The 14,402-nt window shown below is 68.5% G+C and carries 11 protein-coding genes; 5 read left to right on the top strand and 6 right to left on the bottom strand.

The genetic code is table 11. From position 1 onward, the window contains the following. Positions 1 to 14: 14 nt before the first annotated feature. Positions 15 to 470: a DUF350 domain-containing protein gene (locus ACGFNJ_RS28635; protein WP_393454713.1), complete on the top strand. Its 456-nt coding sequence runs from the start codon at positions 15 to 17 to the stop codon at positions 468 to 470. A gap of 69 nt (positions 471 to 539) precedes the next feature. Here ACGFNJ_RS28635 and ACGFNJ_RS28630 read toward each other — a convergent pair whose 3' ends face one another. From ACGFNJ_RS28630 to ACGFNJ_RS28620, 3 genes are all read right to left on the bottom strand, one after another. Continuing rightward, on the bottom strand, positions 540 to 1,715 hold the full coding sequence (locus ACGFNJ_RS28630; RefSeq protein WP_393454710.1) for a Cmx/CmrA family chloramphenicol efflux MFS transporter: 1,176 nt from the start codon (positions 1,713 to 1,715) through the stop codon (positions 540 to 542). A 435-nt stretch (positions 1,716 to 2,150) separates the two neighbouring features. Next, positions 2,151 to 2,777 carry an MBL fold metallo-hydrolase gene (locus tag ACGFNJ_RS28625; RefSeq protein WP_393454707.1) on the bottom strand — a complete coding sequence of 209 codons (627 nt, stop codon included), beginning with the start codon at positions 2,775 to 2,777 and terminating at the stop codon, positions 2,151 to 2,153. Beyond that, positions 2,774 to 3,859, bottom strand: a complete 1,086-nt coding sequence (locus ACGFNJ_RS28620) for an S-(hydroxymethyl)mycothiol dehydrogenase (protein WP_393454704.1) — start codon at positions 3,857 to 3,859, stop codon at positions 2,774 to 2,776. Before ACGFNJ_RS28620 ends, ACGFNJ_RS28625 begins: the two co-directional genes overlap by 4 nt. Positions 3,860 to 4,057: 198 nt before the next feature. On the opposite strand from ACGFNJ_RS28620, the gene ACGFNJ_RS28615 reads away from it, so the two are divergent. Continuing rightward, positions 4,058 to 4,483 carry a DUF1707 domain-containing protein gene (locus ACGFNJ_RS28615; protein WP_393454701.1) on the top strand — a complete coding sequence of 142 codons (426 nt, stop codon included), beginning with the start codon at positions 4,058 to 4,060 and terminating at the stop codon, positions 4,481 to 4,483. 38 nt (positions 4,484 to 4,521) lie between these two features. Here the strand turns inward: ACGFNJ_RS28615 and ACGFNJ_RS28610 are convergent, their stop codons facing one another. Then, positions 4,522 to 6,039, bottom strand: coding sequence for a hypothetical protein (locus tag ACGFNJ_RS28610; RefSeq protein WP_393454698.1), 1,518 nt, complete (start codon positions 6,037 to 6,039; stop codon positions 4,522 to 4,524). A 597-nt stretch (positions 6,040 to 6,636) separates the two neighbouring features. Between ACGFNJ_RS28610 and smc the strand changes: the two genes are divergently transcribed. Further along, a complete protein-coding gene (gene smc, locus ACGFNJ_RS28605; RefSeq protein WP_393454695.1) occupies positions 6,637 to 10,254 on the top strand; it encodes a chromosome segregation protein SMC in 3,618 nt (1,205 codons plus the stop codon). On the opposite strand, the gene ACGFNJ_RS28600 is transcribed toward smc, so the two are convergent. Next, positions 10,251 to 11,165 carry an NmrA family NAD(P)-binding protein gene (locus ACGFNJ_RS28600; RefSeq protein WP_393454692.1) on the bottom strand — a complete coding sequence of 305 codons (915 nt, stop codon included), beginning with the start codon at positions 11,163 to 11,165 and terminating at the stop codon, positions 10,251 to 10,253. The genes smc and ACGFNJ_RS28600 overlap by 4 nt on opposite strands. 105 nt (positions 11,166 to 11,270) lie before the next feature. On the opposite strand from ACGFNJ_RS28600, the gene ACGFNJ_RS28595 reads away from it, so the two are divergent. Then, positions 11,271 to 12,044, top strand: coding sequence for a TetR/AcrR family transcriptional regulator (locus ACGFNJ_RS28595; RefSeq protein WP_393454689.1), 774 nt, complete (start codon positions 11,271 to 11,273; stop codon positions 12,042 to 12,044). A 148-nt stretch (positions 12,045 to 12,192) separates the two neighbouring features. Here the strand turns inward: ACGFNJ_RS28595 and ACGFNJ_RS28590 are convergent, their stop codons facing one another. Then, entirely contained in the window at positions 12,193 to 12,582 is a 390-nt protein-coding gene (locus ACGFNJ_RS28590) for a DUF2237 family protein (protein ID WP_014987060.1), read from the bottom strand. Between the two features lie 119 nt (positions 12,583 to 12,701). Between ACGFNJ_RS28590 and ftsY the strand changes: the two genes are divergently transcribed. Next, positions 12,702 to 14,222 carry a signal recognition particle-docking protein FtsY gene (ftsY, locus tag ACGFNJ_RS28585; RefSeq protein WP_393454686.1) on the top strand — a complete coding sequence of 507 codons (1,521 nt, stop codon included), beginning with the start codon at positions 12,702 to 12,704 and terminating at the stop codon, positions 14,220 to 14,222. The last annotated feature ends 180 nt before the right edge of the window (positions 14,223 to 14,402 follow it).

The following is a 14,402-nucleotide window of genomic DNA, read 5'->3' as shown; positions in this document are numbered from 1 at the left end:
TCGGAAGGATCGCGATGACCACTTATGCCCTCGAATCGGGGTACTGGAGCTCGCTCGGCGAGGGCGTGGGAGCGATCATCCTCTACGCCCTCATCGGCCTGGTGCTGATGCTCGTCGGCTTCTACGCCATCGACCTGACTACGCCGGGCAAGCTGCGCGCGATGGTGGTCGCCGGCAATCCCAACGCCATCATCGTCACCGCTGCGGGCATGATCAGCATGGCCTTCATCGTGGTGCTGGCCATCTTCGCGGTCGGTAGCGGCGGCAAGCTCTCCGAGGGCCTCATTGCCGCCCTGATCTACGGCCTGGTCGGCATCATCGCCCAGGTCGTTTCGGTCCGTGTGATCGAAAAGGCGCTTGGCATCGACATCGGTGCCGCCTTGCACTCCGACACCTACACCACCGAGGTCCTGGTGGTGGCCGCCGCCCACTTCGCCCTGGGCCTCGTCGTCGCCTTCGCCATCCTCTGACCGACGAGTGGCACACCACCGAGAGGGTCTCTCGGTGAACGGCGCAGCCATGTGCCACTCGTCGACGAGCTAGCGGGTGCTGGGGTGGGACTTGGGGTGGAGGAGCGCGGTGGCGGTGGCCGCGGCGGCGAGTGCGGCGCTGATCCATAGTGCGGCCGTTGGGGTTCCGGTCGCGGTGATGGTGAGACCGGCCAGTGCCGGGCCTGCGGCGGCGCCGAGGTTGAACGCTGCGGTGGCGAAGGCGCCGCTGAGGCGTGGTGCGGTCGGGGTTGCGGCGCGGACTGCCAGGCCGATCAGGGTGGCGCCGACGGCGAAGGACAGCGCGCCGCCTATCGTTGCCAGTACCAGCAGGCCGGGGAGTGAGTCTGCGAGTAAGGCTGTCGTGCTCCAGGCTGCGAGCAGGGTTACCGTGCCGAGCTGGACTATTCGTTGTGCGTGCCGGTCGGCGTAGCGACCGCTGAGCGTGACACCGGCGAAGGAGCCGATGCCGAACAGTGCCAACACAACTGGCACCCACCCGGTGCCTGCTCCGGCGCTGGTGGTCAGGACGCCGAGGTAGGTGAACGCGGCGAAGGTTGCGGCGTTCACCAGTGCTCCCAGGATCAGTATCGCGCGCACATGTGGGTTGCCGAGCGTGCGCCATTCCCGTCGTATCGAGCCGCCGGACTCCGCGCCCTGGTCGACCAGGGCGGCATGGTCGACCGGAGTCCGTACGAGCAGCCAGGTCGCGACCAGCGCCGGTGCACCGACGAAGACAATCGCCCAGAATGCGGCCTGCCAACCCAGAGCTCGACCGAGGAAGGCGCCGGCGGGGACGCCGACGATGCAGGCCAGTGTGATGCCGGACAGGATGACCGAGGTCGCGCGACCGACTCGGTGCGGGCCGACAAGCCCGGCTAGCGCGGCCAACGTGACGGCCAGGAAGCCCGCGTTGGCGACTGCCGCGACCACCCTTGTCAGCAGCAGCACGGCGAATGTTGTAGTGAGCGCGCCGATTACGTGCGCGGTAAGGAACAGCGACAGAAACCCTGCCAGCGCGTTCCGCACCGGCCATCGGCCCGCCGTCATCGCCATCAGCGGGGCTCCGACGATCATGCCCACGGCGAACAGCGAGGTAAGCAACCCCGCCGCGCCGAGCGAAACACCCGTGGCTGCGGCGACGGGTTCGAGCAATCCGGACAACATGAATTCCGAGGTGCCCTGGGCGAATACGGCAACACCCAGGACGAAAACAACAATTGGCACAGCAAGGCTCCAAGACTCTGGTTCGACACCGAGCCGCCAGTCCTTGGGAGGTAGTCACAAAGGACAGGCAGCACAACAGATCTCGCCCCACACGGGGTGGGCACGGTCGAATGACCAGGGGCCGCACATCAATTCGCGCACGGCAAAGAACGTGGAGACAGCGCCGCACCACGGCGCACTGCACACGCCACCTGGTCACGCAGACAGGTGGCTAGCGTCTGGAAGCCTCCGGCGAATTCACGATCGCCACTCTAGCAACGGCACCACCCAGCCCCGCAACGGAAATTCGCAGCCATCGTCGTTGTGCTCGGGGGCAACCGGTCAGACCACCCGAGAGGTGTTGGACCGGGACGTATCTGCTCTCGGTGGGGTGCTGAAGCTCGTCGCCGACTTCGGCGACGAGCAACTGCGCGTTGGGTGATTGCCGGATCGCGGTCAGTGGCCGCGAGCGATCCAGTCGGCGAGGGCGGGCTTTTCGGCGGCGATGGTGGTGGTGTCGCCGTGGCCGGTGTGGACCGTGGTCTCCTCCGGCAGGGTGAGGAGCCGTTCTCGGATCGAGTCGATGATGGTGTCGAAGTCGGAGTAGGAGCGGCCGGTGGCGCCGGGGCCTCCTGCGAAGAGCGTGTCGCCGGTGAAGAGGGCGGCGACTTCGGGGAGGTGGAGGGAGACCGAGCCGGGGGAGTGGCCTGGAGTGTGCAGGATGTCGATGTCGGTGCCTGCCACGGTGATTCGGTCGATGTCTGCCAGCGATCGGTAAGGCGTGTCCGGGTGGGTCATCCGCCACAGCGGGTCGTCGCCGGGGTGCAGCAGGATCGGGGCGTCGAGCCGCTTGCTCAATTCCGGTGCGACGGTGACATGGTCGTTGTGGCCGTGGGTGCAGAGGATGGCGGTGACCGTCCTGGTGCCGACGGCGGCGGCGATCGTGTCCGCATCGTGGGCGGCGTCGATGACGAGGACCTCGTGGTCGTCGCCGATCAACCAGACGTTGTTGTCGACGTCCCAGGTGCCGCCGTCGAGGGAGAAGGTGCCGGAGGTGACGACGCGGTCGATGCGCGCGCTCACCAGACCACCACCGAGCGGAGCACGTCGCCCGCGTGCATGGCGGTGAACGAGTCTTCCACCTGATCGAGGGAAATCCGTTCGGTGACAAAGCGTTCCAGCGGCAGCCGCCCCTGCAGGTGCAGGTTGACCATGGTCGGGAAGTCGCGTTCGGGCAGACAGTCGCCGTACCAGGAGGACTTGAGCGCGCCACCGCGGGAGAACAGGTCGATCAGCGGCATCTCGATGGTCATGTCCGGCGTCGGAACGCCGACGAGGACCACGGTGCCTGCCAGATCGCGGCCGTAGAACGCCTGCTTCCAGGTTTCCGGGCGGCCGACCGCCTCGATCACCACGTCGGCGCCGAAGCCGTCGGTGTACTCCTGGATCTTCTCGACCACGTCCTCGGTGCTCGCATCGATGGTGTGCGTGGCGCCGAAGTCGGTGGCCCAGTCGAGTTTCCGGGCGTCACGGTCGACCGCGATGATGGTTTTCGCACCGGCCAGCACGGCGCCTGCGATGGCGGCGTCGCCGACGCCGCCGCAGCCGAGGACGGCGACGGTGTCGCCGCGGGAGACGTTGCCGGTATTCACCGCGGCGCCAAGGCCTGCCATCACGCCGCAGCCGAGCAGCCCGGCGACCGCGGGGTCGGCGGCGGGATCGACCTTGGTGCACTGGCCTTCGTGCACGAGCGTCTTGTCGACGAAGGCGCCGATGCCGAGCGCCGGGCTCAGCTCGGTGCCGTCGGTGAGCGTCATCTTCTTGCTCGCGTTGTTGCTGGCGAAGCAGTACCAGGGGCGGCCGCGCTTGCAGGCCCGGCATTCGCCACAGACGGCACGCCAGTTGAGGATGACGAAGTCGCCCGCTTCGACGTGTGTGACGGCCGCGCCGACGGTTTCCACGATGCCTGCGGCCTCGTGGCCGAGCAGGAAGGGGAACTCGTCGTTGATGCCGCCTTCGCGGTAGTGCAGGTCGGTGTGGCAGACGCCGCAGGCTTGAATCCGGACGACCACGTCGTGTGGGCCCGGGTCGGGGATCACCACGTCGACGATCTCGACCGGCGCGCCTTTGCTGCGGGCGATGACGCCGCGCACGGTTTCCGACACCTGTGCCTCCTAAGCGATTTCGTCGACGCGGACCCTGGCGCCCGCGAGTTGAGCACCTGTCTATCCTGCCGCGCTCGCCATCCCGGCACCACCGCCGGGGCCGGATGCCGCCGAGCGGAGGGTTGACATTCCACTGTGGAGTGTTCACTATGGATACATATTCCACTGTGGAGGGTGGAACCTCGCAAAGGACGTGACATGGACATCTCGACCGGGACCCGCGCCTCGAACGCCGAACGCGACAAGGTGGTGCGACTGCTCGCCAGGCATCTGGAGGACGGGCGCATCGACCTCGCCGAATACGACGAGCGCACCGCGCAGGTGTACAAGACCACCACCAAGGACGATCTGCAGCTGGTCCTGACGGACCTGCCCAAACTGTCGAAAGAACCTGCCGGACAAAAGGCTTCGGCCGCCCGCATCCCGATCTGGCAGAAGATCGAAGGCACCAGCTGGCTCGGCGTCAGCCTGCTCGTGCTGGCGATCTGGGGTGCGATCTCGCTCAGTGTCGGCGAATTCACCTACCCGTGGCCGATCTGGGTGATCGGACCGTGGGGCGCGGTGCTCGTCTTCCGGATGCTGACCGGCTGGGAATCCGGCCGCTGCGCAAGCCCGCTGCGCTGAGCATGCTTGGCCGGCCTGCGATGTCCTGGCCTGGACCGCTACGGCCAGGGTGGGGCCGCGCGGTGTGATGGTGCGGGTCGCCCGGAGTCCGCAGCGCTCGGCGGGGGACTCGATCGATGGCGGCGGGCGGGCGGCGGGTCGTTGTAGTCGGATTGTCTGGTCGGCCACGGTGCGGCGTATTCGTCTGGCTGCCACGAGGATTCACCACGATGCACGGGTGGTGCCGGAAGCCGGTTCGGCGTGGGTTGCTCGTAGCGTGACTGTCGGGGGCGCTGCTGCGGCGAAAGGTGTTCGTATCCTGCCGCTTCCGCCTCCTCGTGGCGCGACCAGCGAGGCTTCGGGTAGTGCGAGTGGTCATCCGGGTCGGCATCGGAGGGGGCCGGGCCGTCGTAGCGTGACCTGCCGCGCTCCGGCTCTGCGTACCGGGGTCGCTGTGCTTGCTCAGGTCTGGAGCGTGGGCGCTCGGCAGGGTCTTGCCTTGCTATCCATCGAGGTTCAGGCTCCGCATACTGCGGGTGCTCGGGCGCTGGATCCTCGGCCACCGCGCGTCTGCGGGGCGCCGGAGCGGCATCCTCGTATCCAGAACGGTTGGGCCACGGGTCGTTTCGGTGCGTCGGCCGAGGTATCGAGTCGGCGCGGCTCGGTGTTCTTCGCGGCAGACCGGGATGCAGCAGCGGCAGTTCGCGCGTGTCCTGGGTGGCGCTGACACCCTTCTCCCGATAGGTCGCCGGAATGCCGTGCGCACGCAGCCAGGCACCCGGATCATGCCTGCCGTGCCGATCCAGCTGGGGGACAACCTCTTCGAGCAACACCAGCAGATCGCCGTCGTCGTCGCCGAGGGCGGCGCGGATCGCAGGGAACGCATCGGGGTGGAAGATCCACATCCATTCATACGGACGATAGGTGCCGCCCAAGTCGTGCCCGTGGAAGATGAGATCGCCGGAGCGGGTGATCTTGGCGCGCACCGACCAACCCTCGGATTCGACAAGGAACTCCCCGGTTTCGGTGCGCTCGGCCCGGATGTCGTCGTGCTCCGGTGTGGATTTGCGGCGCTGCCAGAGGCTTTCGCGGCCACTGTCCTTGGACTTGCGGTGACCACCACGGGTGTGTGCGGCCGCCGTCCGTGCTTCGGTGAGTCCTTCGTGCCTGGTCTCCCGATGCGTCGCACTGAGGCCGACGCGATCCTTGCGGGACGAGTGCCGATCCACCGGCGGCTCGTCGTCGACATCCGCACGCGCCCGGCGAACTTCAGGACGGCGACCGCGGCCCGCCGGATGGTTCATCCTGGCGGCCAGCCGATCGTGGTGCCGATCGTCTTCCTCATCGACCTCGTCGAGATCCTCGTCGTCATGGAAGTCGCGCAGCTTGATCTCGAACCAGGCCGCGCCGAGCCCGGCGACCAACAGCCCACCCGCCAGCGCCACCTCCACCCACTTGTCGGCGAGCACCGAACCCTTGCTCGTCTCACACGCATACAGAAACAGCAAGCAACCGAGCACCAACGCCGCGATGCGGGCAAGCCGGAACGCCGTGCTTGTCCCGGCTGCGGCTGGCATCTGTGTGGTCGCTCCAAACATTGACGCTGGCGGATCAGACTGGATCGTATGCGGCGGCGTCGCCCCGCGGCAGAGCGTGCGGCGAGTTGGTCCGGCTGTTGGCGTAAAGGTTGCGCTGAGGTTGATGAAGATGCCCGAGTTCTTCACCTGGGCCGCCTCGCGACGGGCGGTCACGCTACCGGCCCGCAGGCCGCTGGCGCGTCGTCACACCACCAGATCGGGGAAGGTGGACACTGGGGAAGGACACGTCCGGCAAACTCCGGGCACATCGAAATACGCGATATCGGGGGATAACTCGATAACCTACGGGTATCGCCGAACCGCTTCTCGGCCGCGTTGGCTGTCCCGCGTCCGGGGTATTCGGCATCAGACGGATACCATGACTGGTCGCCGCGTCTGCTGACCAGGCAGAACATGGCGGCGCGGGCGATGGGCTCGGCGCAGCAGTGCACGTGACAACCACAGGGGCCGGTAGGGCATCCTGGCGAAGGCCGCGAATTGGGCACCACGGACTGAGCGTTCGGCCCGGACGCGGCAGCTTGCGTCACCACGGAGGGACGGCGAAGGCCGCGAATTGGACACGGAAAGGTCGTCGACTTGCATCTCAAGAGCCTGACGTTGAAGGGCTTCAAGTCCTTCGCGTCCGCGACGACACTGCGGTTGGAGCCGGGCATCACCTGTGTGGTCGGTCCGAACGGATCCGGCAAATCCAACGTGGTCGACGCCCTCACCTGGGTGATGGGCGAGCAAGGCGCGAAGGCGTTGCGCGGCGGCAAGATGCAGGACGTGATCTTCGCAGGCACCGCGGGCCGAGCCCCACTCGGGCGCGCCGAGGTCACCCTCACCATCGACAACTCCGACGGCGCGCTGCCGATCGACTACGCCGAGGTGTCCATCACCCGGCGGATGTTCCGCGACGGTGCAGGCGAATACGAGATCAACGGCAGCTCGTGCCGCCTGATGGACGTGCAGGAGTTGCTCAGCGACTCCGGCATCGGTCGCGAGATGCACGTCATCGTCGGGCAGGGCCAGCTCTCGGCCATTCTGGAATCGCGCCCGGAGGATCGGCGCGCGTTCATCGAAGAGGCCGCAGGCGTGCTCAAGCATCGCAAGCGCAAGGAGAAGGCGGTCCGCAAGCTGGACGCCATGCAGGCCAACCTGGCTCGGCTCACCGACCTCACCACCGAGCTACGCCGCCAGCTCAAGCCGCTCGGCAGGCAGGCCGAGGTGGCCCGTCGTGCCCAGACCGTGCAGGCCGACCTGCGCGACGCGCGGCTGCGCCTGGCCGCCGACGACCTGGTGACCCGGCGCGGGGAGTTGGAGAGCCAGCAGAGCAAGGAAGCCTACGCGCGCGAACAGCACATCACCGTGCAGAGCGAGCTGGACGCCGCCAATGCCGCACTGGCACAGCAGGAATTCCAGCTGTCCCGGCTGACGCCGAGCGCCGATGCCGCCGCGCAGATCTGGTTCCAGCTCTCCGCGCTGGCCGAGCGGGTGAACGCGACCATCAGGATCGCGCAGGACCGTGCCCGCCATCTCGACACCGACACCCCGGTCAGCAGCGGGCGTGACCCGGAACAGCTGGAGGCCGAGGCCGAGCGGGTGGAGGCCGAAGAGGCCGAGCTGCGCGAGGCGGTTGAGATCGCGACCGAAACACTCGAGGCGGCCCGGGACGCGCTGGCCGAACGCGAACATTCCGCCAAGGCCGCCGAGCAGGCGCACCTCGCCGCCGTGCGAGCGATCGCCGATCGGCGCGAGGGCGTCGCCCGGCTCGCAGGCAAGGTCGACACGCTGCGCAGCAAGGCCCAGTCGGTCGACACCGAGATCGCCCGGCTGACCACGGCGATCACCGACGCCAGGCAGCGCGGCGACGCCGCGCAGGCCGAATTCGACACGGTACAGACCGAACTCACCGAGCTGGATGCCGGCGAAGCAGGCCTCGACGCACAGCACGAGCACGCAACGCAGGCACTGGCACTGGCCGATCAACGCGTGACCGAACTGCGGGAACAGGATCGCGAGGCGAGCAAGAGGGTCGCGTCGCTGACCGCGCGCATCGAAGCGCTCGGCATGAACCTGGCCCGTCGCGACGGTGCGGCCTGGCTGGTCGAGCATCGGTCGCAGGGTCTGCTCGGGCCGCTGTCCGGACTGCTGCGGGTGCACGGCGGCTTCGAGGCCGCGGTCGCCACCGCGCTCGGCCCGCTCGCGGACGCGGTTGCCGCCGACACCGGTGAGTCGGCGCACGCCGCGGTGCGCGCGTTGAAGGACGCCGACGGTGGCCGGGTCGCGCTGGTCTTCGGTGCCGCCGAGCACGGCCGCCCGCAGCTCGGACCGCTGCCGGGTGCCGCCCGCTGGTTGTCCGATGTGGTGGAGTGCCCCGACACCGTGCGCGCCGCGATGATGGCGTTGACCGCGGGTATCGCGGTCGCCGACGACCTGGCCACCGCCCGCCAGGTGGTGGCGGCGCGGCCCGATGTGCGGGTGGTGACCCGCGACGGCGACCTCACCGGAACCGGTTGGCTGCTCGGCGGATCCGATCGCGCCCCGAGCCAGCTGGAGATCCAGGCCGATATCGACACGGCCAAGGCCGATCTCGTTGCGGCGCAGCGCAGGGCCGAGGAGCTCGAGGCCGCACTGTCCGGCGCGCTCGCCGAACAGACGGACCGCAAGGACGCCGTCGATCAGGCGCTGCTCGCGCTGCACGAATCCGACCAGTCGCTGGTCGCCATCTACGACCGGCTTGGCAGGCTCGGCCACGCGGCCCGCACCGCACAGGCCGACAACGAGCGACTGCACGCTCAGCGTGCCGAGATCGAGGCCAGCCGAGAGGAATCGCTGGCCGAGCTCGCCGAACTCGAAGACCGGCTGCGCAATTCCGAGATGGAACAGAGCGACATCGACGCCGACGGCACCTCGGCGGGCACCGAGACCGCGGGCCGCGAACGCGAGGAGGCCGCCGCCGCGCTGGCCGAGGCGCGGTCGATGGAGGTGGAGGCGCGCCTGTCGGTGCGCACCGCCGAGGAACGCGCGGAATCGGTGCGCGGCAAGGCGGATTCGTTGCGCAGGGCCGCGCGGGCCGAACGCGAGACCCGCGCGCGGGCCGAACGCGCCCAGGCCTCCCGCAAGAAGGCGGCGGAAGTGGCTGCGGCGGTGGCCGAATCCGGCGCCAGGGTCGCCGCGGAACTGGAAAAGGTGGTGGCCGAGGCGGGTACGCGGCGTGACGATCTGGTCCGCCGCCGCGGTGAGGTCGCCGGTCAGGTCGAGCAGATCAAGGAGCGAGTGCGCGCGCTGTCGGCCCAGCTGGCTCAGCTCACCGACGCGGTGCACCGCGACGAGGTGGCCAAAGCCCAAGCGGCACTGCGCATCGAGCAGCTCGAGACGACCATCTCCGAGCAGTTCGGCATCGCCCTCAACGACCTGATCGCCGAATACGGCCCCGACGTGCCGCTGCCGCCGTCGGACCTGGAGTGGCAGGAGTACGAGCAGGCCAAGGAGCGCGGTGAACAGGTCACCGCGCCCGCGCCGATGCCGTTCGACCGGACCGTCCAGGAACGCCGCGCCAAACGCGCCGAGAAGGATCTCGCCACCCTCGGCAAGGTCAATCCCCTTGCGCTGGAAGAGTTCGCGGCGCTCGAGGAGCGCTACAACTTCCTGTCCACGCAGCTCGAAGACGTCAAGAGTGCGCGCAAGGATCTGCTCGAGGTGGTCGCCGAGGTGGACGCCAGGATCCTGCAGGTGTTCACCGAGGCGTGGGAGGACGTCGAGCGCGAATTCGTCGGCGTGTTCGCGAAACTGTTCCCCGGCGGCGAGGGCAGGCTGCTGCTCACCGACCCGTCGGACATGCTCACCACCGGCATCGAGGTGGAGGCACGGCCGCCGGGCAAGAAGGTCAAGCGACTTTCGTTGCTCTCCGGCGGCGAGAAGTCGCTCACCGCAGTGGCGTTGCTGGTGGCCATCTTCCGCGCCCGCCCGTCCCCGTTCTACGTGATGGACGAGGTCGAGGCGGCGCTCGACGACACCAACCTGCGCCGCCTGATCGGGCTGTTCGAGCAGTTGCGCGAGAAGAGCCAGCTGATCGTCATCACCCACCAGAAGCCGACCATGGAGATCGCCGACGCGCTCTACGGCGTCAGCATGCGCGGCGACGGCATCACCCAGGTGATCTCGCAGCGCATGCGCGGCGAGAACCTGACCCCGGTGGGCGCCGCCAGCTAGCGCGCGCCGACTCGGTCGCTGTCCAGGAGGGACTTGATCTGGGCGGCACCGGTTTCGGCGAGCCAGGTGTCGAAAGTGCGCAGGCCAGGATGGATTTCGCGGACGGTGGCGATATCGGCGCGCCAGCCGCCGGTGGCGCGCATCAGCCGCCAGGTGTGGGCGATCACGTCGCCGAGTGCGGCGGCGTCGGATTCGTCGAGTTCCTGGTAGCGGACCTGGTGGCCAGTGGCCTCGGTGATCGCCGCGGCGGCCACGGGGGGAGTGAGGGCGTCGCCCGCGAGTTCGAGTGTGCGGCCGTGGAATCGGTCCGGGTCCGCGAACGCCATTGCCGCGATGTCGGCGATGTCGGCGAGGGCGATGATCTTCATCGGGCGGTCGGCGGGGAACAGGTGGCGGTGGACGCCGTCGACGATGCCGTCGACCGGCATGCCGCGCAGCAGATAGTTCTCCATGAAGCGAACCGGGCGCAGCAGGGTGTATCGGGCGCCGCTGGTCGCGACGGCGTCTTCGATGCGCTGCTTTCCGTCTGCGCCCCATGAGGTGTCGTCGCTCAGCGAGCCGATGCCGGTGAAGACGATCTGCTCGACGCCTGCGCGGCGGGCGGCGGTGACGAGGGCGATGCCGCGGGTGGCTTCCAGGTCGGCGTCCCAGCCTTGCGCGCCGTAGGTGGCGGGTGGCACCGCGAAAAGTGCGGTGGCTCCGGCGAATGCGGCGGGGAGGCTGTTGGGTGTGTCGAAGTCGCCGACGGCGACTTCCGCGCCCGCGGCGGCCAATGCTTGGGCCGCAGGCGTATTCGGGTCGCGGACCAGTATCCGGACGGCTGTGCCGTCGGCCAGCAGTCGGCGGGCGGTCGCGCCGCCCTGCTTGCCGGTTGCGCCGGTGACCAGGACGAGGTTGTGCTGAGGGGACATGCGTGCCTTCTCTGTCGATAGAATCGGGTCGGGTAACCCGTATTTCGGACGTTACGGGTGCACTGGCCCGCTTGGCCAGGTCACGCAAGAGAGGGCCGTAACGAAATGACCGACATCATCGACGAGGCACCGGCGGTTCGCGCCGACGCCAGACGCAACCGTGCCCTGGTTCTTGCCGCAGCACAGCGGGCGTTGGCGGAGCAGGGCCCCTCGGTGTCGCTGGCCGAGGTGGCCCGCAGGGCCGGGGTCGGCGCGGGCACGGTCTACCGGCACTTCCCGACGAAAGTCGATCTGCTGGAAGCGGTTATGCAGCAGCGGGTCGATCGGCTCGCCGCGCTGGCCGCCGACCGGCTCGGGTCGCCGGATCCGGGTGCGGCGTTCTTCGCGTTCTGCCACCAAGTGGTCACGTCGACGCCGGGTAACCAGGCGCTGTGCGATCTGGTGCAATCCGATGACGGCTGGCCGCGTGCGCTGCTGATGAGCGCGGGGGAGCGGTTCCACCGAGCCTTGGCGGCCTTGCTGGCGGCCGCGCAACGCGACGGCGCGGTGCGTGCCGACATCGAGGTCTCCGATGTGCTGGCGATCTTCACCGGATGTGTTGCCATCCAGCGAGTTCAGCCGACCGACGGTGGCCTCGCCCGTGCCGCCGCGATTGTTCTCGACGCGATGCGCGCCGTACCGGGCGTGACGAATTCAGCCGCCGACACCGATCTGCGTAACGAAATGGCGGGTCGTAACGAAACGGAAGACTCTGCGCACCGCTGCCCTGTGTGTGGCGCGGGCGTCCGGCACACCGGGACCGGCCGTCGTCCTCGGTATTGCTCGCCTGCCTGCCGTCAGAAGGCGCATCGGCAAAGGGTCGCTGCCACGCGCCGGTGAGCGGGTAATGCCCGAGTTGCCCTGAATGGGAGGGAGATCACACGGCGCAAAAGCGACAGATGTCGCCCGCGACTGTCGCTGCCGGGCGACGGACAGCAGAAAACCGGCAGCCGGAGGGTGGCCCGGGCTGCCTGGCACGGTCTGGGGTTTACAACAGGTCGCTGACGTCGTCGGGGACATCGACCGCGTACTTGCGCAAGATGTCCATGGAGATCACTTCCAGGGCGTTTTCGTGGGTCGCGGCCAGCACGACGGGTGCGGCGACACCGTCCTCGTGCGCATGTAGCCAGCGCACGGCAACGACGCACCACCGGTCGCCCGGTTGTAAGCCGGGGAAGTTGTTTTCCGGCCGCGGCGTACTGAGATCGTTGCCGATAGACGCCTGGTGCTCCAGGAATTCGGCCGTGACGACGGTGCACACGGTGTGGCTACCGAGATCCTCCGGCCCGGTGCTGCAGCAGCCGTCCCGGTAGAAGCCGGTGAGAGGATCGGCGCCGCACTCTTCCAGCGGCCCCCCAAGCACGTTTCGATCGGTCACGTCGCCGATCCTATTGGCACGTCGCGAGAAGTTCCGCAGGACAAGAAATCTCAGGGGTTGTGTCTTCCAGCCGGAGCGGCGTGGTAAAGCGGGCTGCGGCGTTCTGCAAGGATGGGCGCGTGAGTTCCGAAGCTTGGATCCTGATCGCCGCGGTTGCCGCCCTGCTCCTCGTCGTGCTTGTCGTCGGTTTTGTCCGGTACAAGCGCTCCCGGGTGTCGCTGACGCCACCGTCTGCCGAGAAGGAGCTGGCGGATCGGTCCGGCGGCTACGCGGCGTCGGGCGGGTTCAGTTTCAGTCGCGGCGGGACCGCGACCGCCGAACCCGAGCCGCAGCTGATCGAGCGGACCGACACGGACGGCCAGCCGCATGTCGGCGACGACGCGGCGATTCCGCGTGATGCGCCGAAGCGGGGGATCACGAATGTCCGGCTGCCCGAGGCCGATGTCGCCGAGGTGCCGGAAACGGCGACGACCGCACCGGAGAGTGCAGCGACCGCCTCGGCGGACACGCAGGTAGCTCCGGAGGTCGCTGAGGAAACTCCGTCTGAAGCGGATTCCGCTCCGAGCGGACTTGATTCGACTCCGACCGGAACAGAAGTCGCCGAGCTGAAAACGGCAGCGGCGCAGTCCGGTGCGGACACCGCAGAGGCAAGCACCGCTCCTGCCGCCGCGCCCGACACCGCCGCGGGCGCCGAAGCTCCCGCCCCGCTCGAAGAGATCGAACCCACCGCGGGCCGCCTGATCAAATTGCGCGGCCGCCTGGCCCGGTCCCAGAACGCGGTGGGCAAGAGCCTGCTCGGCCTGCTCGGCGGCGGCGACCTCGACGACGAATCGTGGGAGGAGGTCGAGGACACCCTGGTGCTCGCCGACCTCGGCACCGCGAGCACCGCCGCCGTGGTGGCGCGGCTGCGCGAGGAGATGGCGTCGCGCAGCGCACGCACCACCGACGCGGCCCGCGAGGTGCTGCGCGACGTGCTGATCGAGGCGCTGCGCCCGGAGCTCGACCGTTCGATCCGGGCGTTGCCGCACGCGGATCACCCGTCGATCCTGCTTGTCGTCGGCGTCAACGGCACTGGAAAGACCACGACCACCGGCAAGCTCGCGCGCGTGCTCGTCGCGGACGGGCGGCGCGTGCTGCTCGGTGCCGCAGACACCTTCCGTGCCGCCGCTGCTGACCAATTGCAGACCTGGGGTGAGCGGGTCGGCGCCGAGACCGTGCGTGGCAAGGAGGCCGCCGATCCAGCCGCGGTCGCCTTCGACGCGGTGAGTGCGGGCATCGAGCGCGGCGTCGACGTGGTCCTCATCGATACCGCGGGTCGCCTGCACACCAAGACCGGCCTGATGGACGAGCTCGGCAAGGTCAAGCGCGTGATAGAGAAGAAGGCCGCCGTCGACGAGGTGCTGCTCGTCCTCGACGCGACCGTGGGCCAGAACGGTCTGATGCAGGCACGTGTGTTCGCCGACGTGGTCGACATCAGCGGCGTGGTGCTCACCAAGCTCGATGGAACGGCCAAGGGCGGCATCGTCTTCCAGGTGCAGCACGAGCTCGGTGTGCCGGTGAAGCTGGTCGGCCTCGGTGAGGGCGCCGACGATCTGGCTCCGTTCGAGCCGGGCGCTTTCGTGGACGCGCTGCTCGGCTGAGACGCCGGCATGCTCGCCGCATCTCGTGGTTGCGCGCGGTATTCGGTGTGCTTGTGCGGCGCAGCGCACCGCACACCGAATGTTTGCTGCTGATACCCGCCGGTAACCATGTTTCCGTTTTGTCCGGAACGTGCCCCGAAGTTGCGCGCAAACTCACGGTGTAAATCGCGAAACGTAAAG

Origin of the sequence: Nocardia sp. NPDC049149 (assembly GCF_043197455.1) — a bacterium.
In the GTDB taxonomy this organism is placed as follows: Bacteria; Actinomycetota; Actinomycetes; order Mycobacteriales; family Mycobacteriaceae; genus Nocardia.
Note: the sequence above shows the minus strand (reverse complement) of the source record. Positions and strands in the feature narration are given on the sequence as shown.

Bases quoted from the DNA above. Each gene is read 5' to 3' on its own strand.
- ACGFNJ_RS28635 (WP_393454713.1), top strand. From the start codon at position 15: ATGACCACTTATGCCCTCGAATCGGGGTACTGGAGCTCGCTCGGCGAG.
- ACGFNJ_RS28615 (WP_393454701.1), top strand. From the start codon at position 4,058: ATGGACATCTCGACCGGGACCCGCGCCTCGAACGCCGAACGCGACAAG.
- ACGFNJ_RS28610 (WP_393454698.1), bottom strand. From the start codon at position 6,039: ATGCCAGCCGCAGCCGGGACAAGCACGGCGTTCCGGCTTGCCCGCATC.
- ACGFNJ_RS28600 (WP_393454692.1), bottom strand. From the start codon at position 11,165: ATGTCCCCTCAGCACAACCTCGTCCTGGTCACCGGCGCAACCGGCAAG.
- ACGFNJ_RS28595 (WP_393454689.1), top strand. From the start codon at position 11,271: ATGACCGACATCATCGACGAGGCACCGGCGGTTCGCGCCGACGCCAGA.